Source organism: Marinobacter sp. NP-4(2019) (assembly GCF_003994855.1).
GTDB lineage: Bacteria > Pseudomonadota > Gammaproteobacteria > Pseudomonadales > Oleiphilaceae > Marinobacter.
Genome location: NZ_CP034142.1, coordinates 3107266 through 3129721, shown reverse-complemented (window position 1 = coordinate 3129721; position 22456 = coordinate 3107266). Strand labels below are relative to the sequence as shown.

General features: G+C 57.5%; 21 protein-coding genes. 9 read left to right on the top strand and 12 right to left on the bottom strand.

Annotation, left to right across the window (positions count from 1 at the left end; genetic code table 11):
• Positions 1-64 precede the first annotated feature (64 nt).
• From cysN to EHN06_RS14205, 3 genes are all read right to left on the bottom strand, one after another.
• The gene (gene cysN / locus EHN06_RS14215) at positions 65-1723 is read right to left on the bottom strand and encodes a sulfate adenylyltransferase subunit CysN (RefSeq protein ID WP_127333199.1); all 1659 of its coding nucleotides are present in this window, start codon (positions 1721-1723) and stop codon (positions 65-67) included.
• A 1-nt stretch (position 1724) separates the two neighbouring features.
• On the bottom strand, positions 1725-2633 hold the full coding sequence (cysD, locus tag EHN06_RS14210; protein WP_127333198.1) for a sulfate adenylyltransferase subunit CysD: 909 nt from the start codon (positions 2631-2633) through the stop codon (positions 1725-1727).
• A 119-nt stretch (positions 2634-2752) separates the two neighbouring features.
• Positions 2753-3163 carry a PilZ domain-containing protein gene (locus EHN06_RS14205; RefSeq protein ID WP_127333197.1) on the bottom strand — a complete coding sequence of 137 codons (411 nt, stop codon included), beginning with the start codon at positions 3161-3163 and terminating at the stop codon, positions 2753-2755.
• A 375-nt stretch (positions 3164-3538) separates the two neighbouring features.
• Here EHN06_RS14205 and rimO point away from each other — a divergent pair, with 375 nt between their 5' ends.
• Positions 3539-4882 (top strand): 30S ribosomal protein S12 methylthiotransferase RimO, encoded by a 1344-nt coding sequence (rimO, locus tag EHN06_RS14200; protein WP_127333196.1) that lies wholly within the window; start codon positions 3539-3541, stop codon positions 4880-4882.
• Positions 4883-5364: 482 nt separating this feature from the next.
• On the opposite strand, the gene gatB is transcribed toward rimO, so the two are convergent.
• The 3 genes from gatB to gatC are packed head-to-tail and all read right to left on the bottom strand — an operon-like array spanning position 5365 to position 8634.
• The gene (gene gatB / locus EHN06_RS14195; protein ID WP_127333195.1) at positions 5365-6816 is read right to left on the bottom strand and encodes an Asp-tRNA(Asn)/Glu-tRNA(Gln) amidotransferase subunit GatB; all 1452 of its coding nucleotides are present in this window, start codon (positions 6814-6816) and stop codon (positions 5365-5367) included.
• 21 nt (positions 6817-6837) lie between these two features.
• A complete protein-coding gene (gene gatA / locus EHN06_RS14190) occupies positions 6838-8295 on the bottom strand; it encodes an Asp-tRNA(Asn)/Glu-tRNA(Gln) amidotransferase subunit GatA (protein WP_127333194.1) in 1458 nt (485 codons plus the stop codon).
• 51 nt (positions 8296-8346) lie between these two features.
• Positions 8347-8634 carry an Asp-tRNA(Asn)/Glu-tRNA(Gln) amidotransferase subunit GatC gene (gatC, locus tag EHN06_RS14185; protein ID WP_127333193.1) on the bottom strand — a complete coding sequence of 96 codons (288 nt, stop codon included), beginning with the start codon at positions 8632-8634 and terminating at the stop codon, positions 8347-8349.
• A 469-nt stretch (positions 8635-9103) separates the two neighbouring features.
• Here gatC and EHN06_RS14180 point away from each other — a divergent pair, with 469 nt between their 5' ends.
• The 8 genes from EHN06_RS14180 (at position 9104) to EHN06_RS14150 (ending at position 18348) form a co-directional block, all read left to right on the top strand.
• Entirely contained in the window at positions 9104-10144 is a 1041-nt protein-coding gene (locus EHN06_RS14180) for a rod shape-determining protein (RefSeq protein ID WP_127334455.1), read from the top strand.
• A 185-nt stretch (positions 10145-10329) separates the two neighbouring features.
• Positions 10330-11160 carry a rod shape-determining protein MreC gene (gene mreC / locus EHN06_RS14175; protein WP_265936933.1) on the top strand — a complete coding sequence of 277 codons (831 nt, stop codon included), beginning with the start codon at positions 10330-10332 and terminating at the stop codon, positions 11158-11160.
• Positions 11160-11636: a rod shape-determining protein MreD gene (gene mreD / locus EHN06_RS14170; RefSeq protein ID WP_127333191.1), complete on the top strand. Its 477-nt coding sequence runs from the start codon at positions 11160-11162 to the stop codon at positions 11634-11636. Before mreC ends, mreD begins: the two co-directional genes overlap by 1 nt.
• A 9-nt stretch (positions 11637-11645) precedes the next feature.
• Entirely contained in the window at positions 11646-12248 is a 603-nt protein-coding gene (locus EHN06_RS14165) for a Maf family protein (protein WP_127333190.1), read from the top strand.
• Positions 12241-13719 (top strand): ribonuclease G, encoded by a 1479-nt coding sequence (gene rng / locus EHN06_RS14160; protein ID WP_127333189.1) that lies wholly within the window; start codon positions 12241-12243, stop codon positions 13717-13719. The genes EHN06_RS14165 and rng overlap by 8 nt, the downstream gene beginning before the upstream one ends.
• 14 nt (positions 13720-13733) lie before the next feature.
• The gene (locus tag EHN06_RS21520) at positions 13734-14165 is read left to right on the top strand and encodes a hypothetical protein (RefSeq protein WP_228257316.1); all 432 of its coding nucleotides are present in this window, start codon (positions 13734-13736) and stop codon (positions 14163-14165) included.
• Positions 14162-17470, top strand: coding sequence for a YhdP family protein (locus EHN06_RS14155; RefSeq protein WP_228257315.1), 3309 nt, complete (start codon positions 14162-14164; stop codon positions 17468-17470). The genes EHN06_RS21520 and EHN06_RS14155 overlap by 4 nt, the downstream gene beginning before the upstream one ends.
• A gap of 35 nt (positions 17471-17505) precedes the next feature.
• Positions 17506-18348 carry a carbon-nitrogen hydrolase family protein gene (locus EHN06_RS14150; RefSeq protein ID WP_127333188.1) on the top strand — a complete coding sequence of 281 codons (843 nt, stop codon included), beginning with the start codon at positions 17506-17508 and terminating at the stop codon, positions 18346-18348.
• Positions 18349-18350: 2 nt separating this feature from the next.
• Here EHN06_RS14150 and yjgA read toward each other — a convergent pair whose 3' ends face one another.
• From yjgA to hpf, 6 genes are all read right to left on the bottom strand, one after another.
• Positions 18351-18875, bottom strand: a complete 525-nt coding sequence (yjgA, locus tag EHN06_RS14145) for a ribosome biogenesis factor YjgA (RefSeq protein ID WP_127333187.1) — start codon at positions 18873-18875, stop codon at positions 18351-18353.
• Positions 18876-18895: 20 nt separating this feature from the next.
• Positions 18896-20257, bottom strand: a complete 1362-nt coding sequence (gene mgtE, locus EHN06_RS14140; protein WP_127333186.1) for a magnesium transporter — start codon at positions 20255-20257, stop codon at positions 18896-18898.
• 112 nt (positions 20258-20369) lie between these two features.
• Positions 20370-20639 carry an HPr family phosphocarrier protein gene (locus tag EHN06_RS14135; RefSeq protein WP_127333185.1) on the bottom strand — a complete coding sequence of 90 codons (270 nt, stop codon included), beginning with the start codon at positions 20637-20639 and terminating at the stop codon, positions 20370-20372.
• A 6-nt stretch (positions 20640-20645) separates the two neighbouring features.
• Positions 20646-21533, bottom strand: a complete 888-nt coding sequence (gene rapZ, locus EHN06_RS14130; protein ID WP_127333184.1) for an RNase adapter RapZ — start codon at positions 21531-21533, stop codon at positions 20646-20648.
• A gap of 27 nt (positions 21534-21560) precedes the next feature.
• Positions 21561-22031: a PTS IIA-like nitrogen regulatory protein PtsN gene (gene ptsN / locus EHN06_RS14125; RefSeq protein WP_127333183.1), complete on the bottom strand. Its 471-nt coding sequence runs from the start codon at positions 22029-22031 to the stop codon at positions 21561-21563.
• Positions 22032-22115: 84 nt separating this feature from the next.
• Entirely contained in the window at positions 22116-22424 is a 309-nt protein-coding gene (gene hpf / locus EHN06_RS14120) for a ribosome hibernation promoting factor (RefSeq protein WP_127333182.1), read from the bottom strand.
• Between the last annotated feature and the right edge of the window lie 32 nt (positions 22425-22456).

Below are 22456 nucleotides of genomic sequence, written 5' to 3'. Positions count from 1 at the left end.
ACCGATTTTCCGGACCCGGTGAATTGTCGGATTACGCTTTGCTAATCCGACCTACGATAAGGCATCAAATCCGCTTGTGACGAACCAGATCCTGTACCAGCTCGTTAACCGCCCCAGGAATGTCCTGGTCGCTGTCTGCGGAAGCCGTAGCGGTGGCGACATCGGAACCCAGGTTAACCGCAACCGCAATCAGTCCATGGGCGGACAGCAGCTGGGCAGTACGTCGGCGATCTTCAGCCGTACCGGCATTGTCCTCGCTGAGCACAACCGTGGTCTTGCCCTGATCAAACAGCGCGCGTTCCACCGCCAGTGCCAGTGCCGGCGCCTGCTTGCCGTTACAGGCAATAATGGCCGGCTTCTGGGCCAGGCGACGGGCGCGTTCTTCCACGCTAACCGGCTCGAGGGACTCCACATCACTTGCCGTACCGGCGATCATACCGGCGCCCACAGTCACGTTGGTCAGCCTGTCGATTACGATGAAGCTGCCCGTGGCATGGTTACGCGGATAGGCATCAAACGCGATTGGCTGGCTCAGTGTCAGTTCACAGAGGCCGATCTCATTGAGCTGAAGTGCTGTTGGATTGGTCTTCTGCTCCAGGGTATTCACGTCAGTCTGGTGGTGAATTGTCTTCACGGTACCAGAGGTAAAGGTCGGCCCCAGCTTGATGTCATACAGGCGCCCGGTTTCCAGCGGGGCGTCGGTCATCCACACGATATTGGCGTTAAAGCGGTTGCCCACCTCCGGCTCATCTTCCGCCTTGACCAGCATGTCGCCACGGCTGATGTCGATTTCATCATTCAGGGTCAGGGTGACGGCCTGATCGATGTAGGCTTCTTCAACGTTCCCTTCAAAGGTGACGACCTCCTTGACCGTGCTGGTGCGGCGGGACGGTAAAGCCATGACCTTGTCGCCGGGGTGGATAACACCGGAGGCGATAGTGCCGCAGAAACCGCGGAAGTCCAGGTTGGGGCGGTTGACGTACTGAACCGGGAAGCGGAAGTGCTCCAGGTTCTTGTCACGGGAGACTTCCACCGTCTCGAGGATTTCCATCAACGGCTGACCGGTGAACCAGGGCGTGTTTTCACTCCGGTTGACCACGTTGTCGCCTTCCAGGGCCGAGATCGGCACAAAGCGGATATCCTTCAGGCCGAGCTTGGCGGCAAAGGCCAGGTACTCGTCCTTGATCTCGTTGAAGCGCTCCTCACTGAAATCCACCAGGTCCATCTTGTTGATGGCCACCACGATGTGACGGATGCCCAGCAGGGACGCAATGTAAGAGTGCCGGCGAGTCTGGGTCAGCACGCCGTGGCGGGCGTCAATCATCAGGATTGCCAGCTGCGCCGTGGACGCACCGGTGGCCATATTGCGGGTGTACTGCTCATGGCCCGGAGTGTCAGCGATGATAAACTTGCGCTTGTCGGTGGAAAAATAGCGGTAGGCCACATCAATGGTGATGCCTTGTTCCCGCTCCGCCTGCAGGCCGTCCACCAGCAATGCCAGATCCAGCTTTTCACCGGTGGTGCCCACTTTGGCGCTGTCGGTTTTCAGGCTGGCCATATGATCTTCGTAGATCATCTTGGTGTCATGGAGCAGGCGGCCGATCAGGGTGCTTTTACCATCGTCGACACTGCCGCAGGTCAGTAGACGCAGCAGTTCCTTGTTCTCGTGTTGCTTCAGGTAGGCCTGAATATCTTCAGCGATCAGATCAGACTGGTGTGACATCTTAGAAGTACCCTTCCCGCTTTTTCTGTTCCATGGAGCCGGCTGAATCGTGGTCGATCACACGACCCTGACGCTCGGAGCTGGTGGCCAGCAGCATTTCCTGAATGATTTCAGGCAGTGTGGTGGCCTCGGACTCGATTGCGCCGGTGAGGGGATAGCAGCCCAGGGTGCGGAAGCGGATGGACTTCATCATCGGCTTTTCGCCTTCCTTCAGGGGCATGCGATCGTCGTCCACCATGATCAGTGTGCCGTCCCGTTCAACAACCGGGCGTACAGCGGAGTAGTACAGCGGAACAATCTCGATGTTTTCCAGGTAGATGTACTGCCAGATGTCCAGCTCGGTCCAGTTGGACAGCGGGAATACGCGGATGCTCTCGCCCTTGTTGATCTTGCCGTTGTAAGTATTCCACAGCTCCGGGCGTTGGTTCTTTGGGTCCCAACGATGGTACTCGTCGCGGAAGGAATAGACCCGCTCCTTGGCGCGGGACTTTTCTTCATCGCGACGTGCGCCACCAAAGGCAGCATCGAACTTGTACTTGTCCAGGGCCTGCTTAAGAGCCTGGGTTTTCATCACATCGGTGTGCTTGGCACTGCCGTGGGTGAAAGGCCCGATGCCTTGCTTGATGCCGTCCTCGTTCTTGTGAACGATCAGATCGAGCCCGTACTCTTTAACCTTGCGGTCCCGGAATTCAATCATGTCCTTGAACTTCCAGGTGGTGTCCACGTGCATCAGGGGGAAGGGCGGTTTACCCGGGTAGAACGCCTTCCGTGCAAGATGCAGCATGACCGCAGAATCCTTGCCGATGGAGTAAAGCATGACCGGGTTATCGAACTCGGCCGCGACCTCCCGAATGATATGGATGCTTTCAGCTTCCAGCTGCTTGAGATGGGTCAGGTTATATGTGGTCATCGTAATCTGTTGCCGCCTTGCGTGCCGAAAATGGCTTTGCGTGTGAATAGGGCAACTATACCAGAGGCGATTAGGGTATAAGAAGGTGTGTAACTAGAGTTTGGTGCTATATGAATATATCAGGAGCAGTTGTCAGAACCTGAAAGCAGCTTGCTGACGTAGCGATCCACATAGTCGTACCCGTTGCCTTCAAACTCGGCAAACTGGATACCAATATGGAATTCATCCCGGGCAATGCGACGCATGTGAACAATACTGCCTTCGGCAATCACGGACACCGGCTGGGTGGGCACTACCGGAACGGAAAACTTTGCTGTAACCGGAATAACGCTGCCCGGAATCGGTGCTCTCTGGCTCGGAACCAGTTCTTTTACCAAAGCCTGATTGCAGGAAATCATAATGCCTGTCCGGGAAAGGTTGGCGATTTTGCAGGTCAGGCAACTGCCGTCCTTCCGCTCAATGGTCACATCGGCGGACACGTCCACCCGCTGTTGGTTACGAAGATTTGGCTTGAAGGCAACTGGTTTCATTCTGACTCTTTTGGCATGTTCGGTTTCAAAGTTGGCTGCCTTACCCATAATGCTCGTCCAAAATTCCCGGAACTGACCTTTGAAATCAGGGTTTATGAATAACTCGACTGTCGGGTCGAATCGCCTGGTCATTTGATGAAAACGTTATGCATATTTCTATAACTGACTGAAAGTCTAATTGTTTAAATGATGAACAGCAATACGTCTGTCGCTGTCAGTGTCAGTTTTGTGAAGTAATTCTGAACGGGGTGTCAGATAGTTCCGAGCTCCTGATCATATCGGTGCCTTATACACCTCGCTTATTGCTTCAGGCCTTGTGCATGCTGAGGTAAACTGTTGCCCTCAATTCACCCGTGCAGGAACCCTGGCGCGTATATGACAGACAAACTCCAAACCTCCGTAACCGGCAGCGGCAAAGTTGGCTTCATCAGCCTTGGGTGCCCGAAAGCACTGGTCGATTCCGAACGCATCCTCACCCAGCTGCGGCTGGATGGCTATGACGTAGTGCCAACCTATGACGATGCCGACATAGTGGTGGTGAACACCTGCGGGTTTATCGACGCGGCCAAGCAGGAATCCCTGGACGCCATTGGCGAGGCGATCAACGAAAATGGCAAGGTGATTGTTACAGGCTGCATGGGTGTGGAGGCAGACAAAATCCGCGAGACCCATCCGGGCGTTCTGGCGGTATCCGGCCCCCACGCTTACGAAGAGGTTGTGGGGGCGGTGCATCAGTTCGTGCCACCGAAAAAAGAGCACGACCCGTTCACCGATCTGGTTCCACCCCAGGGCGTGAAACTGACCCCCAGGCACTACGCCTACCTGAAAATCTCCGAAGGCTGTAACCATCGCTGCACCTTCTGCATCATCCCGTCCATGCGGGGTGATCTGGTCAGCCGCCCCATCGGTGATGTGATGGACGAGGCCAAACGCCTGGTGGATGCGGGGGTCAAAGAACTGCTGGTGATCTCCCAGGACACCTCGGCCTACGGTGTTGATACCAAGTACCGCACCGGTTTCTGGCAGGGCCGGCCGTTGAAGACCAGGATGCAGTCACTCTGTGAGGCGCTGGGCGAAATGGGCGTGTGGGTGCGTTTGCACTATGTTTACCCCTATCCCCACGTGGACGACGTGATTCCGCTGATGGCCGAAGGCAAGATCCTGCCGTACCTGGACATCCCATTCCAGCACGCCAGTCTGCGGGTTCTCAAGGCGATGAAACGCCCGGCCCACGACAGCAAGACTCTGGAGCGCATCCGCAAGTGGCGGGAAATCTGCCCCGAGCTGACCATCCGCTCCACCTTCATCGTTGGTTTCCCCGGTGAAACCGAAGAGGATTTTCAGTACCTGCTGGACTGGCTCGACGAAGCCCAACTGGATCGCGTCGGCGCGTTCAAATACAGCCCGGTGGAAGGTGCCAGGGCCAACGAAATCGAAGGTGCGGTGCCCGAGGAAGTGAAAGAAGAGCGCCTGGCCCGCTTTATGGAAAAACAGGCCCGGATCTCCGCTGCCCGCCTGCAGGCCAAGATCGGTCAAACCATCGATGTGCTGATCGACGAAGTCGACGAAGAAGGTGCCATTGGCCGCTCCAAGGCTGACGCACCGGAGATCGACGGCATGGTTTATCTCAACGACGAAACCGACTTGGTGCCGGGGCAGATCGTTCAGGCTGTCGTCGAGCATGCGGATGAGCATGATCTATGGGGTCGGCTTTTGTAGTTACCTTTGAGTTGGGCTCCTAGCCTGTCAGCGTTGGGGGAGGGGTGTGTTTGCTGCCCCTTCCCAAAAACCGCTACGAGCACATCCATGTGCGCTTCTCTCCGGCCATCCATGGCCTCCGAAATTTTTGGGAAGGGGCCGCAAACACACCCTTCGATCAGCGCAGTGATAGTCAAACGAGCAACAGCGTAGGTCGGATTAGCGAAGCGTAATCCGACGCCTGGCACGGTGTATGGACATTTGTCGGATTACGCTTCGCTAATCCGACCTACGGTGAGCCTTTTCTTTGGCGTTATCACGGAGTTTGATGGCCTTGGCGGGCGACTCCTCCCAAAAATTTGCGGAGCCATGGATGGCGGAGCAGAAGCGCCACATGGATGTGCCGAAGGAGCGGTTTTTGGGAGGAGTCGCCCGCCAAGGCCCCTCCCGCAGAACAGGCAGGCTAGGGCCGCACCAAACAGGCACGACCCAGAATTAGCCCATTACCCCCCAAGCTTCTTAACAAGAATCTCGTTGAACAGCTTCGGATTCCCCTGACCCTTGGAGGCCTTCATCAGCGGTCCCATGAAACCTCCAAGCATCTTCTTGCGCTTCTTGGGATCTTCCTCGTTCTGGTACTGGGCCACCTGATCCGGCATGCCGGCCAGGACCTCATCGACCATCGCCTCCAGCGCGCCGGTGTCAGACACCTGCTTCAGACCCTTGGCATCAATGATGGCGTCGACATTGTCGTTCTCGCCGCTCCACAGTGCCTCGAAGACCTTCTTGGCGCCAGCCGAGGAAATCGTATTGTCGGCAATCCGCACCACCAGGTCACCCAACTGGGTGCCAGTAATCGGAGAATCGGCCACCGATTTCTCCTCGGCATTCAGGCGAGCGGAGAATTCGCCCTGGATCCAGTTCGATGTCAGCTTGGCATCTTTGCCGTGACTGACGGCTTCCTCGAAGAACGAGGCCAGTTTTGAGTCGCCACTGAGCAGGCCGGCATCGTAGTCATTGAGGCCGTACTGATCCATGAAGCGGGCTTTGCGAGCATCCGGCAGTTCCGGGAGGCTGTTGCGGGCTTCTTCAATGAACGAATCATCGATTTCCACCGGCAGCAGGTCGGGGCAGGGGAAGTAGCGGTAATCGTTGGCTTCTTCCTTGGTCCGCATGGAGCGGGACTCGTCCCGGTCGCCGTTGTACAGGCGGGTTTCCTGCACGATGGTGCCGCCGTCTTCCAGAATGTCCATCTGACGCTCCACCTCGTGGGCAATGGCCTGTTCCATGAAGCGGAAGGAGTTCAGGTTCTTGGTTTCAGTGCGGGTGCCCAGCGTTTCGGAGCCCTTGGGTTTCAGCGAAATGTTCACATCAAACCGCATGGAACCCTGGGACATGTCGCCATCGCAGATGCCCAGCGATGTCACAATGCCATGGAGTTTCTTGGCAAAGGCCACCGCTTCCTCGGCGCTGGTCATGTCGGGCTCGGTGACCACCTCGATCAACGGTGTACCGGCGCGGTTCAGGTCGATGCCGGTCATGCCGTGGAAGTCCTCGTGCAGGGACTTGCCGGCGTCCTCTTCCAAATGGGCGTGGTGAATCCTCACGCGCTTGGTCTCGCCATTGGCGAGATCAATGTCCACATAGCCGGGGCCAACAATCGGGCGTTCCAGTTGGGTGGTCTGGTAGCCCTTGGGCAGGTCCGGATAGAAATAGTTCTTGCGCTCAAACACCGAGCGGCGCTCGATCTCGGCATTAACCGCCAGGCCGAACATCACCGCGTAGCGAAAGGCCTGTTCGTTCGGCACAGGCAGGGTACCCGGCATGGCCAGATCAACCGCATTGGCCTGCGTGTTGGGCTCGGCACCGTAAGCGGTGCTGGAGCCGGAAAAAATCTTGGTTTTGGTGGCGAGCTGAACGTGAATTTCCAGCCCGATCACAATGTCCCACTGCATACTCATTCTCCTGTCCCGGGCTTATTGCGGTTCACGCTGGTGCCAGTCGGTCACCTGCTGGAATTGATGGGCGGCGTTCAGCAACCGGGCTTCGGAGAAGTAATCCCCGATGATCTGCAGCCCAACCGGAAGGCCGTCGACAAAGCCCGCCGGCACGGACATGGCTGGTACACCCGCCAGGTTCACCGCGATGGTGAAAATGTCTTCCAGGTACATGGTGACCGGATCGTTGGTCTTTTCGCCCTGAACGAACGCCGGTGACGGCGAGGTCGGGCTCATCAGCACGTCCACTTCCTTGAAGGCATTGATAAAGTCCTGCTGAATCAGGCGACGGACTTTCTGCGCTTTCAAGTAGTAAGCATCAAAATAGCCGGCGGACAGTGCATAGGTACCCACCAGAATCCGGCGCTTGACCTCGGTGCCGAAGCCTTCGGCGCGGGTACGGGTGTACATGTCCATCAGGTCTTTCGGGTCTTCGCAGCGGTAACCGTACCGTGCCCCGTCAAAACGGGACAGGTTGGCGGACGCCTCGGCCGGCGCAATCACGTAGTAAGCGGCAATCGCCAGTTTGGCGTTCGGCAGCGATACCTCTTTAACCGTCGCGCCCAGTTTCTCGTATTCCCTCACTGCGTTGCGGATCTGCTCTTCCATGGCCGGGCTGAGCTGGTCACTGAAGTACTCTTTTGGAAGGCCGATGCGCAGGCCTTTTAAAGGCTCGTTCAAAGTCGCAGTGTAATCGGGCACGTCACGATCAATAGACGTGGAGTCCTTGGGGTCAAAGCCCGCCATCACATTCAGCATCAGCGCGTTGTCTTCAGCTGTCCGCGCCATGGTGCCACCCTGATCCAGGCTGGAGGCAAAGGCAATCATCCCGTAACGGGAAACCCGTCCGTAGGTTGGCTTCAGGCCAGTAATGCCACACAACGCCGCAGGCTGGCGGATAGACCCGCCAGTATCCGTCGCCGTAGCAGCAGGAACCAGCCGGGCCGCTACCGCCGCAGCTGAACCACCGGACGACCCTCCCGGCACCCGCTTCTCACCCTGGCTCAACCCCCACGGATTAGTGGTGGCGCCAAAATAGCTCGACTCCGTGGACGAGCCCATGGCGAACTCATCCATATTGGTCTTGCCCAGACACACCGCGCCGGCCTTGCGGAAGTTCTCCGTTACCGTGGCGTCATAGGGGGGGACAAAATTCTCCAGCATCTTTGAACCGCAGGTGGTGCGAACCCCATTGGTGCAGAAAATATCCTTATGGGCGAAGGGCACCCCGGTCCAGGGCGTCGCGTTACCAGCAGCACGCTGCTCGTCCGCTACTTTCGCGTCCGCCAGCGCCTGATCTTCGGTCACCGTAATAAAACTGTTGAATCGACCGTCTTCCTGCTTGATGCGGTCGAGAAACTGTTGAGTCAGCTCCACACTGGAAATCTCGCCACGTTCCAGCTCGCGGGAGAGCTCTGCTACAGATTTGTTATGCATGATACTTCCTGAATTACGTCGCTGTTCGTCCGGTCACTCAATTCTCTTTATTTACTCTATGACCCGGGGTACAAGATAAAGACCATTTTCGGTGGCCGGCGCTATGGCCAGGAACGCTTCCCGCTGATTGGTCTCGGTCACCTCGTCTTTGCGCAGGCGCTGAACCGCATCCAGCGGGTGGGCCAGGGGCTCCACATTGGCGGTGTCCGCCGAACCCAGCTGATCGACCAGGTCCAGAATATTGCCCAGGTCTTTCTCAAGTGCCGAGACCTGCTCCTCGTCCACGCGGATGCGGGCGAGCACAGCGACTTTCTCAATGTCCTTGCGGGAAATGGTCACATTGCCTCCCAGAAATATGAAGTTTCAGTAACTTATGGCTGAGCTGACGCCAGCCGAAATTTGCACGGACTACGAGGGCGCCTGGGAGACAGCTTTCCAAAACTGTGCGGAGCCATGGGTGAAAAGCGTCAGCTTTTCACGGGCTGGCCACGGATGGCCTGCCCAGGACCCGCAGCGCGACGCAGGAGCGATAAGCGTTGCGGGGCGGAGCCCAAGCGTACAAGGACGTATTCACAGCGTGTTTTGGAAAGCTGTCTCCCAGGCGCCCTGCACCCAGGTCAAAGGTAAAGGCGCTATGGTAACAGATTCCGGCATTGGCGGGAGGGGGCCACTTTGTGTAGCAAACTTGTGGCAAAGTGTTAACGGATAGGCTCAGGGCCTCATCGTGCCTTGCCTGCGGGGGTGCTCGCTGCTAAAGTTGCCGCATCTTTTCTGCGACTGCAACTCTCAGGTTGAAACTACACGAATGTTGATTAAAAGACTCCGAGGAATGTTTTCCAGCGACCTGTCCATCGACCTGGGCACCGCGAACACCCTTATATACGTGCGTGAGCGCGGAATTGTGCTGAATGAGCCCTCCGTTGTGGCCATTCGCACCAGTAACTCCCAGAAAATGGTCGCAGCAGTCGGCTCCGAAGCAAAACGGATGCTGGGCCGCACCCCCGGGAACATCACCGCCATCCGACCGATGAAAGACGGCGTGATCGCGGATTTTGTAGTGACCGAGAAAATGCTGCAGCACTTTATCCACAAAGTGCATGAAAACAGTTTCATTACCCCCAGCCCGCGAGTGCTGGTCTGTGTGCCAAGCAAATCCACCCAGGTAGAGCGTAAAGCCATCCGCGAATCCGCCCTCGGTGCGGGTGCCCGTGAAGTCTACCTGATCGAAGAACCCATGGCCGCGGCAATCGGCGCCGGTCTGCCGGTAGAAGAAGCCAGCGGTTCCATGATTGTGGACATCGGTGGTGGTACCACCGAGATTGCCATCATTTCCCTGAACGGCATCGTCTATGCCGAATCGGTCCGGGTTGGCGGGGACAAGTTCGACGAAGCCATCGTCACCTACGTGCGCCGCAACTACGGTAGCCTGATCGGTGACTCCACGGCTGAGCGCATCAAGCATGAAATCGGCTGCGCCTACGAAGGCCTGGATATCCGCGAGATTGATGTTCGCGGTCGAAACCTGGCCGAAGGTGTGCCCAGGGCGTTCACCCTGAACAGCGAAGAAATTCTCGATGCGTTGCAGGAATCCCTGGCGCAGATTGTCCAGACCGTGAAAAGCGCCCTGGAGCAGTCTCCGCCTGAACTGGCATCCGACATTGCCGAGCGCGGCATTGTGCTGACAGGTGGCGGCGCCCTGCTACGTGGGCTGGACAAACTGATCAGTGAGGAAACCGGCCTGCCGGTGATCATTGCCGAAGACCCGCTGACCTGTGTGGCTCGCGGTGGCGGCAAGGCATTGGAAGTGATTGACCGGGGTGGAATCGGAATGTTCTCCCAGGAGGGGTAAAACCGTGGTACCGGCATCACGCCTGACACCCTCTTATCCCCGACCGCCGCAAGTGGACGACCACTGCGGCGGTTGTCGTATATGCCCGGTATTTAATGGCGGGAGGATTAGCCATTAAGACCATCTTTGTGCAAGGTCCCGTTCCCGGTTTCAGGTTATTGCTGGTGATTGTTGTCTCAGCGGTGATGATCGTTGCGGATGCCCGCTTCGACCGACTGACACCGGTTCGTAGCGTGATCGGCACCGGCCTGGCTCCGATCCACTGGCTGGGCAATGCGCCTTCCGAGCTGGAGCACTGGATCGCAGGTCTGTTTACTACCCGGGAAGATCTCCAGGCTGAAAATGAAGAGCTCAGGGCTCGCCTGCTGATCCTTGAGCGCCGTGCTCTCAAATATGCCGCTCTGGCGTCCGAGAATAACGAACTCCGCCGTCTGATGAACTCGTCGGAAGTGCTGGACGACCGGGTCATTGTGGGCGAAATTGTCGGCGTGTCGCCGGATCCTTTCTCTCACGAAGTTATCATTAACAAAGGTAGTCGGGACGGTGTGACGGTCGGGCAGGCTATCCTTGATGCCAATGGTCTGCTGGGACAGGTCCAGCAAACCAGTAGTTTCACTTCGCGGGTGCTGCTGATCTCTGACAGCAGCCACGCCGTTCCGGTCGAAGTGGTACGTAATGGTCTGCGCGCCATCCTGCTGGGGAACGGCGACATCAACGCCCTGGAACTGGTACACGTGCCTGACACCGCCGACATCCGGGAAGGTGACCTGCTGGTCAGTTCCGGCCTGGGCGGGCGTTTCCCGAAAGGTTATCCAGTGGCTGAGGTGGCCAGTATTACCAAGGAATCGGGTGAACCCTTCGTAAATATTAAGGCAACGCCAAAAGCCCAGTTGAACCAGAGTCGGTTGGTGCTGGTTGTCTTTCCGCCGGAAGGAGAAAGAGACGGGGATGGCAACGCCCCTGGCCAGGTCGATGCCACCGTGAGTACCGAGCCTGACGAGCGGGGTGAGCACTGATGTTATCCGTGATCAGCTACCCGGTCTTTGTCATCAGTGTCATTCTGTCTCTGGTGCTGAGTATTTCTCTGTTCCCGGTCGGTTGGTTCGAGTTCCGACCCGAATGGCTGGGTCTGATGGTGTTTTACTGGACCTTCCGCGCCCCGGCGCAGTTCGGAATCCTGTTTGCCTGGTGTCTGGGCTTGTTGCTGGATGTTCTGGAGGCCACGCCCCTGGGGGTTAATGGCCTGGGTATGGCCTTGATTGCGTTCCTGGTGCTGACCATTCATCAGCGTCTGCGGATGTACCCGATACCACAGCAGTGTCTGATGGTGTTCCTGTTGATTGGTATCAATCAGATGCTGGTGCACTTCATCAAGCAGATTCTTGGCGGTGAGGACGCAGGGTTCAGTTATCTCTGGCCAGCCCTGAGCAGTGCCATTATCTGGCCGTTGGTCTGTGTGCTGCTGGATAATCTCAACCGCAAACTGGGGTAGGGTGTTCCCATGCAGCCCATTATTCTGGCTTCGGCCTCACCAAGACGCGCCGAACTGTTGACGCAAATTGGCCTGTCTTTTCATGCCCGGCCCGTGGATATCGATGAAACGCCGCGGGAGGATGAGTCACCGTCCGCTTATGTGGAACGTCTGGCCAGAGAAAAAGCCATTGCCGGAGCCTCGGATCCCGGGCAGATCGTCATCGGATCTGACACGTCGGTCGTCCTGGGTGGCGACATTCTTGGCAAGCCCGCGAACCCCGGAGAGGCGGAAGCCACACTGGGCCGCCTGTCCGGTCGTACCCACCAGGTACTGACGGCGGTTGCACTGGCTACGGGAGGGCAGTGTTTTACCCGTCTGGTGATCACCGATGTGACCTTCCGGGAGCTTTGTCCGGAGGAGATTCGCGCCTATATCGCCAGCGGCGAACCGATGGATAAAGCCGGAAGTTATGGAATCCAGGGGCTTGGTGGTATTTTTGTGAAGGAAATACGAGGCAGTTACAGCTCGGTCGTGGGTTTGCCGCTGCAGGAAACTGCCACGCTGCTGGCGCAAGCCGGTTACCCGGTCTGGAAAGTCTGGCAACGTAGTCTGGAGAGCCACAATGAGTGAAGAAATTCTGATCAACGTTACCCCGGTCGAGACAAGGGTGGCTCTTGTCGAAAACGGCATGTTACAGGAAGCCTACATCGAGCGGACCAGCCGCAAGGGGATCGTTGGCAATATCTACAAGGGGAAGGTTGTTCGGGTGTTGCCCGGTATGGAAGCGGCGTTTGTCGATATCGGACTGGAGCGGGCGGCCTTTATTCACGCCTCCGATGTGGTGAACGGACAGTCGTCAGACGATGGCAATGACTCTCCGAAAGTCGTGCCGGATATTCGCACACTTCTGCGTGAAGGTCAGTCCCTGGTGGTGCAGGTGACCAAAGATCCGATTGGCACCAAGGGGGCCCGCCTTACCACCCAGCTGTCGATTCCCTCCCGCTACCTGGTGTTTATGCCCGGGATTTACCACATTGGTATTTCCCAGCGTATTGAGGACGAAGCTGAACGCGCGCGGTTGAAAAGCCTGGTGGAAGAAGCGGCTGCCGAACAGACGGATGTGCAGGGCGGATACATCATTCGCACCGCTGCGGAAGCGGCTGCGGCAGATGATCTGATCGGCGATATGAAGTATCTGCACCGTCTCAGCCAGTCCATTCATGAGCGCATTGCCCGGGTCCAGGCACCAACGGTGGTGTATCAGGATCTGCCCCTGTTTATCCGCACCATTCGGGATTTGATCCGCCCCCAGACCGAAAAGGTCCGCATTGACAGCCGGGAAAGCCACCAGCGGGTGATGGAATTCGTTGAAGAGTTCGTGACCGAGTTTTCCGACAAGGTGGAGTATTACCCCGGAGAGCGCCCTATATTCGACCTGTATTCCGTGGAAGACGAAATCCAGAAGGCGCTCAGTCGCAAGGTGCAGCTCAAGTCCGGTGGGTATGTGATCATCGACCAGACCGAGGCGATGACCACCATCGACATCAATACCGGCGCGTTTGTCGGGCACCGGAACCTGGAAGAAACCATCTTCAAGACCAACCTGGAAGCGGCACGTGCCATCAGCCGGCAGCTACGCCTGCGAAATCTCGGCGGCATCATCATCATTGATTTTATCGACATGGAAGACAGCGAGCACCAGCGCCAGGTCCACCGGATGCTGGAGAAAATGCTCGAGCGGGATCACGCCAAGACCAAGATCACCGGGGTGTCGGAGCTGGGGTTGGTGGAAATGACCCGCAAGCGGACGACAGAAAGCCTTGGCCAGATTCTCTGTGAGCCTTGCCCCATCTGCGATGGTCGTGGCTTCCTGAAAACCAGCGAAACGGTATGCTATGAAGTGTTTCGGGAAATTCTCCGGGTCAACCGCGCCTATGACGCGGAAAGCTACCTGGTGATGGCGTCCCAGAGCGTGGTGGACCGCCTCCTGGATGAGGAGTCCGATAACGTTGCCGACCTGGAAACCTTTATTGAGAAAACCATCCGGTTCCAGGTAGAGCCCTTTTACAGCCAGGAACAGTACGACGTGGTTCTGCTGTAATCATCAGGTAAGCGATGTCCTCCATGATTGACGACCAGGATCCGGAAAGTACACCGGTCCGGCTGGTTTCCAGGCTGGCCAGCCTGGTGTGGTGGATGTTGCTGGTGGCACTGGTCCTGCTGGCGTTGTATGCCGGTATTGGACGGCAGTTGACCCAGAACATAGACAGCTTCCGGGGCGAGATCGAAGCACGCCTGTCTCAAAAGCTGGGGCACGAGATCTCCATTGGCTCCCTGAGTTCCAGCTGGAACTGGCTGGACCCTTCCCTTGACGCCCGCAACCTGATTGTCCTGAGTGAGGATGGCGAAGAAGTGGCGGCCTCCCTGCAACAACTCCGTGTTCGCCTGGATACCCTTTCTTCGCTGTTTCGTCTGCGCATCGTCTTTGCGGATTTCGAGGCCGACGGTCTGGACATGACCCTGAGTCAGACTCCGCGGGGGAAGTGACCGTCGAAGGGGCAGACCTGCCCGAACCGGTAACCAACGACCTGAAGCTCTGGCTGGACCGTGCCGGAACCTGGCTGTCCGATCCCAGTGTCAGGATAACCCGGGTGAACCTGGGCATCAGGGACAACAACGGCAAGGTTCGATACCTGGACATTCCGCAGTTGGATATGGTTTACCGCCGCGGTCTCTTTATGGCTTCGGGACGCGCCATGCAGGCGGGTACCACCGAGCAACTGGCCAGCTTCAGTCTGTTTGGACAGCACTTCTTTCAGGGGAACTTCAATGGCCAGCTCTATGTAGACGTGAATTCCGGGCGACTTTTCGATGGCCTGATTGATGAGTACAGCTGGCGTGATGTGCGCGTTGAAGGGTTCGATCTCGGAGGCCAGGCCTGGCTGACGTTCCGTGATGGCAGGCTGGAGCAGGTGACGGGCACGGTTGAAACCCCCTATCTGCAACTGGGCGTGGGGCGCGAATCCCTCGCGCCGCTGGAGGATATTCGTGCCAGGTTCGGGTGGCGTCGCAGTGAGACCGGGCTCATCGACAAAGAGCCGGTCGATCTTGAAAGCCTGGCCGGTGCTGGTGAGTTTCATCTGAATGATCTGGAGTGGACCTGGGACGGTGACCAGGTGTCACCCTTTAACCTGCGGGTTAGGCAGCGTGCTGAAGGAACGGACATCATTGCAGACGAAGTGCCCTTGCGGCCGCTGCGGCGGGTGATCTCGAGCATTGGCCTGTTGCCGGCGATGGCCAATCGGGCGCTGGATAATTACCGACCGGGCGGCAAGCTTAATGACGTGCGATTACTGGTGCCGGGTCCCGACGGTGAAGGCTTTAGACTCTCCGGTGTGTTGGATGATGTCAGTGTTGAGGCCTATCGGGGGGCGCCGGAGATCCAGGGCCTGGACGGCCATCTGGTGGTGGACCAGCGTGGCGGCTACGTGGAGGCTGACAGTGAACAGGTGACGTTCGGTTTTCCTTTATTGTTCCGGGGAAGCTGGGCCATGTCGTCACTCCAGACCCGGGTCGCCTGGCAACTGGATGGCCCCATTACCCGGGTGTGGTCTGACGACATCCGGCTGCACTACGGAGAGCAAACCGAACTCACCGGGGCGTTTGATCTTCGTCTGGATCGTGAAGGCGAAGACAACCTCAGTTTGCGTGCGGGCGTCCGCAACGGCCGGGCCGACATGCTTGCCGATTTCGTGCCGGCGCGTGTGGTTGATCCGAAGCTGTACGACTGGCTCACCACGGCCATTACCGAAGCGGATATTACCGAGGGTGTCTACTACGGACACGGACTGATCAACCGGGGCGCGCCCCGGGGCTCGTTTGTATCGTCCATGCGATACCGATTCAATAATGCCAGTGTGAAATACGATGAACGTTGGCCGGCGGTGGAGAACGGCCGGGGTGAGGTGTTTATCCACAATGGTCAGACCCGGGTAGAGCTGGAGCAGGGCAATACAGGACAGCTTCAGCTCGAGCCCAGCCAGGTACGGGTGGAGCCGGTGAACGGCAGCATCCGTCTTACGGTGGATGCCTCTGCCGGGGTTCCCGGATCGGCGGTAGCTTACTGGATGGAAAACAGCCCGTTGGGCGAGATGGCGGGCGCCGCCGGACGGAGTGTGCGGTTCGGTGGTGAATATCACCTGGACCTTGGTCTGGAGATGCCCCTGAACGGTAATGGTGAGCCAGAAGTAGAGGCCCGGGTTGCGACCGAAAACGGTGAGGTGGTCTACCCGGAAGCGGATCTGGTCTGGGAGAAAATGTCCGGACAGCTTGGGTTTAGCACGGTATCCGGGTTTTCCGGCGAGCCGTTGAAAGCGGTGTTCCTTGACGATCCAGTGACGATCTCGCTCTCCCGTAGTGGCAGTGATGGTGCGATGACAATCCGGCAGCAGGGACAGATTCGGTTGCCTCAGGTATTTGCCCGCGCTGGGCTGGAAAGCGATATGGGGCTGGGCATGGATGGGGTCACCGGTTACACCGCCACTCTGGATGTGTCGCCTGATACTGCCTCGACGATAACGATCCGCTCAAACCTGCAAGGGGTGTCCGTCAACTGGCCGGAGCCACTGGCGAAAACCGCAGATGAGGAAACGGTTATAACGGCCGCCATCGATCCAACCCGAAAAGACGGGCTTGGAGTTGATCTCGACTGGGAGAACCGCCTGTCACTCAGCCTGCTGAAAAAAGCCAGTGGGTTTGACCTGGATATCCATCGCCTCTGGCTGGGGCGACAGTTACTGACAGACATTGAAGTATCGGGCAGTGACCATGGGGACCAATGGGTGCTCGGCACCCGGTCAGAACGGGCAGTGGGGCGTGTGGTTCTGCCGGGCAACGATGACACGATCATCGCTGACTTCCAAAGCCTGCATCTGACTCGTGACGGTGAGAAAACGGACGATCAGGGGGCATTGCTGACAGTTGATGAACAGCTTGAGGCATTTCGTGCCCTGGAGATCGGGAAATGGCCGGACATCAACGTGAGTATTGCCCGGCTCCGGTTGAACGATGATGAGATTGGTCGATGGTCCTTCCGCTTGCGACCAGAACCTTTCCGTTTGAGGGTAGAGGCAATCGAAGGGCGGCTTAACTCTCTGAAATTGACCGGCGACATGACCTGGAGTATTGCCGGGGACCGGGAGACGACCCGCTTCGCAGGTGATATTGAAGGCGGTACCCTCGGCGACCTCGGTAACTTGTTCGATGCCGACATCCCGTTGCGTAATGAGGAAACCGCGATCCAACTCGATCTTGATTGGCCCGGTCGTCCCAACGAATTCGGCCTTGAGGCTCTAAGCGGTTCGGTGAGTATGCGGCTGGATGATGGTGTCATCCTGGAGCGGAACAACTCCGCCCAGCTGTTCCGTGTATTCAACCTGCTCAATGCGGATACCCTCTGGCGTCGCCTGCAACTGGATTTCTCCGATTTGTACGAAGCAGGGGTAGCGTTTGATGCCATTTCCGGCAAGGCGGTGATTAACGACGGGCTGCTCACCTGGGACCCTGAATTGCAGGTGGTGGGGCCGTCGGGAGCCTTCAAGCTGTCGGGCACAACGGATATGGCGGAAGAAACCCTGGATATGCGATTGGTGGTGGTGCTGCCCCTGACCCAGAATCTCCCACTGGCAGCCTTGTTGATGGGGGCGGGGGCACCTATTGGTGGAGCCCTGTTTGTATTGGACAAGGTACTGGGCGACCCATTGAGTAAACTGACCAGTGCGACCTATAGTGTAACCGGAAGCTGGGATGATCCGGCGGTAGACCTGCGGAGAGTGTTCGATACCGGCGAATGATTCCAGATAATCGGGCATCACTACGGAGACTGACCATGACTAATGTTTCTCCCCCCCTTGTGGCGGCCATCCAGATGGTCAGCACCCACGATATTGACGCCAACCTGCGCGAAGCCGAACGGCTGTTGACCGAATCCGCCCGTGCCGGAGCACGCGTCGCTGTGTTGCCTGAAAACTTCGCGGTACTGGCCACCTCACAGATGGTGGACTGTGGTAAGCGGGAGGCATCGGACGCGCCCGTGATACGGCAATTCCTGGCGGACCAGGCACGCCGGCTCGGAATCTGGATTGTGGGGGGCTCGTTGCCCCTGTCCCAACGCCCGGATGGCACAGACATTGACGGGCGGGTTCGCGCGACCGGTTTGGTGTACGACGACCAGGGCAATGAAGTGGGTCGTTACGACAAGATCCACCTGTTTGATGCCATGGTGGAGGATGCTCACGGTCAGTACCGGGAATCCGATACTTTTGAGCCCGGAGAATCAGTGGTCACCGTGGAAACGCCGGTTGGCCGGTTGGGAATGGCGATCTGTTATGACCTGCGTTTTCCAGAGCTGTTCCGGGCATTGCGGGAGAAAGGGGCCGACTGGATCTGCCTGCCCAGCGCATTCACCTGGCAGACGGGGGATGCCCACTGGCACGCACTGATCCGGGCGAGGGCCATTGAGAACCAGGTTTGGGTTGTGGCACCGGGGCAGGGTGGCCAGAACAGCCAGCGGCGCCGCACCTACGGTCACAGTCTGATTTGCGATCCCTGGGGCAAGGTGGTGTCGGAGATAACAGAAGATGGGCCCGGCGTGATTACCGCAATCCTGGACCCGGATCTATTGACCAACGTCCGCACTCGAATGCCAGTCTGGGAACACAGACGTTTATAAAACTACTCCACTTCGTCAATCGCTTCCCGCAAGTACCGGAACAGCTTCCTCGCCTGCCCGGTATTCTTCTGCTTCTCCACGTCCTTGCGGGCGTTGCGGGCCAGGTTGCGCAGGTGCTGGATATCGGCACCGGGGCAATAGTTTACGAATTCCCCCACCGCTGAATCGCCCTCGCTGATCATCCGGTCACGCCAGCGCTCCGCCAGGTGGTGTCGCCGGGTGTGTTCCTCGCTGCCGGCATCGAACGCATCAATCGCCCGCTTCAGGGCATCGGGATCGTCTTCCTGGCGGATGACCTTGCCAATGAATTGCAGGTGCCGGCGTTTGGCCTCATTCTGGCGAATGCGACGGGATTCCTCGATCGCGGCCCGCAGGGTGTCACTGATGGTCAGGGTGTCGAGCTGGTCATTGCTCAGTTCCAGCATACGCTTGCCGAGATCCTGGAGTGCGTGCATTTCCCGCTTGAGCTGGGATTTGCTGGGGCCAAGGTATTCCGGCGCGTCGTTGTCGTCGTGATGATCTTTCATAGTGCTATCTGCTTGTAGGGTTACGCATAGAATATGGTGGCCAGTCCCAAAAACGCCATAAACCCGACCACATCCGTAACCGTGGTCAAAATAACGCTGCCCGCCAGCGCCGGATCAATATTACGGGATTTGAGAAACAGCGGCAGCACGGTGCCAACCAGGGCAGCGGCCACCAGGTTAATAATCAGTGCCGCGGCAATGATGCCGCCAATCAACAAATCCTTGAACCAGAGCGTGGCAGCGGTCGCCACCACCACGGCCCACAGTACGCCGTTGAGGATGCCGGCTACAAATTCTCGGTTCAGCAGCCAGCCAACGTTGGCACCGCTGATTTGTCCCACCGCCATGCCGCGGATCACCAGGGTCAGGGTCTGGCTGCCGGCAATGCCGCCCATGCTCGCGACAATAGGCATCAGCACTGCCAGTGCGACCACCTTGGCGATCGTGTCCTCGAACATGCCGATAACGGCGGACGCAGTGAACGCGGTGATCAGGTTGATGCCCAGCCAGATGGCTCGGCGCCGGGTGGTTTTCAGGATCGGAGCAAAGGTGTCTTCGTCCTCGTCCAGACCCGCCATGCTCATTAGCGAGTGGTCCGCATCTTCACGGATAACGTCAACCACGTCATCGATGGTGATGCGCCCGAGCAGGCGGCCGTCTTCATTGACCACCGGTGCAGAGATAAGGTCATAACGCTCAAACAGGGTGGCTACCTTGGTGTCCGATAGCAGCACCGGAATGGGTTCAATATCCGTGTCCATCACTTCCCGCACGGTCGCTGCCGGGTTGGACACCAGCATCTTGGTAATTGGCAGCATGCCAATGAACTCGTCCCGCCGGCTCACCACGATCAGGCTGTCGGTCATCGGCGGCAGGTTACGGTGCCGGCGCAGGTAACGGAGCACGACGTCAATGCTGATGTCCGGGCGCACCGTGATGGTGTCCGTGTTCATCAGACCACCGGCGGTGTCCTCCGGGTAGGACAGGACTTCCTCTACCCGTCGCCGATCCTGCTCGTCCATGGTGTCCAGGACTTCCTGGATAACCGTGTCAGGCAATTGCTGGAGCAAGTCGGCCAGGTCATCCGACTCGAAGTCCTCGAGGATATCGGCCAGTTCCTGGGCATTCAGCTGGCTGAGAAAGTAGCCCCGGATATCATCACCGAGGTACTGGAGGACTTCACCTTCCAGCTGCTTGTCGACCAGGTTCCACAACAGGGCCCGCTGACGGGGCGGGGACGACTCCAGCAGGTGGGCTATATCACTGGGGCTCAGACCGCCATTCAGGATGCGTGCAACCTGTTTCAACGCGCCACTGTCAAGCGCTTCGCTAAGAGAGCGAAGGCGCTGGCGAGCCTGGCTTTTTTCCAGAATATCGGTCATGGTTCACCCACAGTCAGAAAACCCCCGTATTATAGCGGAGTTAGGCGGCACAGGTGATAAAGAGTTGTAGGTGAATGTCGCAGGAAACCAAAAGTCGGTCGAGAATGTGGGTTTATTCGCCTTCGCCAAAATAGTCATTGATCAGCTCGACCAGGGCCTCAATCGCCTGTTCCTCGTCTGCGCCGTCCGCAATCAGCTCTATTTCTGTTCCCTGGCTTGCGGCCAGCATCATGACCTGCATGATGTTTTTCGCATCAACTTCGCGACCTTTGCCACAGATTGTCACCGAGCTTTTATAGGCTGAGGCGGTGGCAACCAGCTTAGCGGTGGCACGCGCGTGCAAACCGAGCTTGTTGATGATGGTGATGGGACGTCGAATCATGCCCGTTTACCCCTGGTCCCTGGTTTGCAGGTGGGGTAATTCCGTGTGGCGGACCTGGACATTGTTGTACTTCTGACGGAAGTAGTCGCCCAGTTGCTCGCAGACATAGACAGAGCGATGCTGTCCGCCGGTGCAGCCGATGGAAATGGTCATGTAGCTTCGATTGCTGTCAGCGAACGATGGCAACCAGCTGTCCAGAAACGCAATCAGGTCGTCGACCATCCTGCGGCTCAGGGGCTCTTTCTCCAGAAATTCGATAACCGGTTGGTCAGTGCCGACATACTGGCGAAGGCTGGTATCCCAGTAGGGATTAGGCAGGCAGCGCACATCGAAGACGTAGTCGGAATCCAGAGGCACGCCGTGTTTGAAGCCGAATGACTGAAACAGCAGGGCCAGTTCCTGGTCCTTGCGCCCGACGATACGCTGCTTGACCATGTCGCGCAGTTCATACATGGACATGCCGGTGGTATCGATGTAGAGGTCGGCCAGCTTTGACAGTGGCTCCAGTAGCTGTTTCTCATTGCCAATGGCTTCCCGGAGTGACGTTTTGTCGTCACTCAGCGGGTGTTTGCGACGTGTTGCGTGGAAACGCTGGAGCAGGGATTGTTCGTCCGCATCCAGGTAGATAATCTCGACGGTGACGCCGGTACCCCGGAGCTGGCGATAAATGGTTTCGAAGTTGGTCAGCTCACCGGCCAGGTTGCGGGCATCGATACTGACTGCCATTTTACCCAGGCGGCCTGGGGAATCGCTGTGATTGGCGGCTTCTGTCGTCAAGGGGAAGAGCAGGCCGATAGGCAGGTTATCAATGCAGTAAAAGCCCAGATCCTCCAGCACGTGAAGCGCCGTACTTTTTCCCGAGCCTGACCTGCCACTGACAATAATCAGTTTCATTGCCTTTTTGCCTCCGCTCAGAAATGATCAGCTATCACCGTCCAACATGCAGCTGTAGAGAGATTGTGCATCCGTACATTGCCGCAACTGATCGCAAAATCCCCGGTCGTTGAATTTCTCCGCCAGTTGGCTCAGCAGTTCCAGGTGTTCGCTGGTCGCTTCCTTGGGAACAATCAAGGCAAACACCAGATCCACCGGCTGATTATCAATGGCATCGAAACTGACCCCTTCTTCCAGCGTCAGCAGTACACCAACCACCCGGTCAAGCCCTTCAAGGCGACAGTGAGGGATGGCGATGCCCTGGCCAATGCCGGTACTGCCGAGCCGCTCCCGGGAAATCAGGTTGTTGAAGATCTGGGTTTCGCTGAGAGAGGAATCCTGTTGATTCACCTGCTCGGCAATGAATTCCAGAACCCGTTTCTTGCTGGATGCCGGGGTTCGGCACAGGGTCAGTTCCGGTGCAAGAATGTTTTCGATAGTCAGGGATGTGTCGCTCATGAATCGACTGCAATTCCGTAAAAAAAAGGCTGCGGCACGTTCGTGCCGCAGCTCGATTATTTTGAATGCCTGGGAACCGGTATCTTAACGGACACCATTACCATGCATACGATCGATGTTCTTTTCCTTGTGTTTGAGAATCTGACGGTCCAGTTTGTCAATCAGCGAATCAATCGCTGCATACATGTCGTCATTCTCAGCCTTTGCGTGAATCTCACCACCAATCACGTGGAGTGTCGCCTCAGCCATTTGCCTTACCTTCTCAACCTGAAGCGTCACCTGACAGTTACTGATGTGGTCAAAGTGGCGCTCGAGCTTTTCAAACTTGCCTGATACGTAATCTTTCAATGAGGGAGTCAGTTCTACGTGATGGCCTGAAATATTGAGTTGCATAGGCGTCTCCTGTCGTCATCATGCTGACCCCG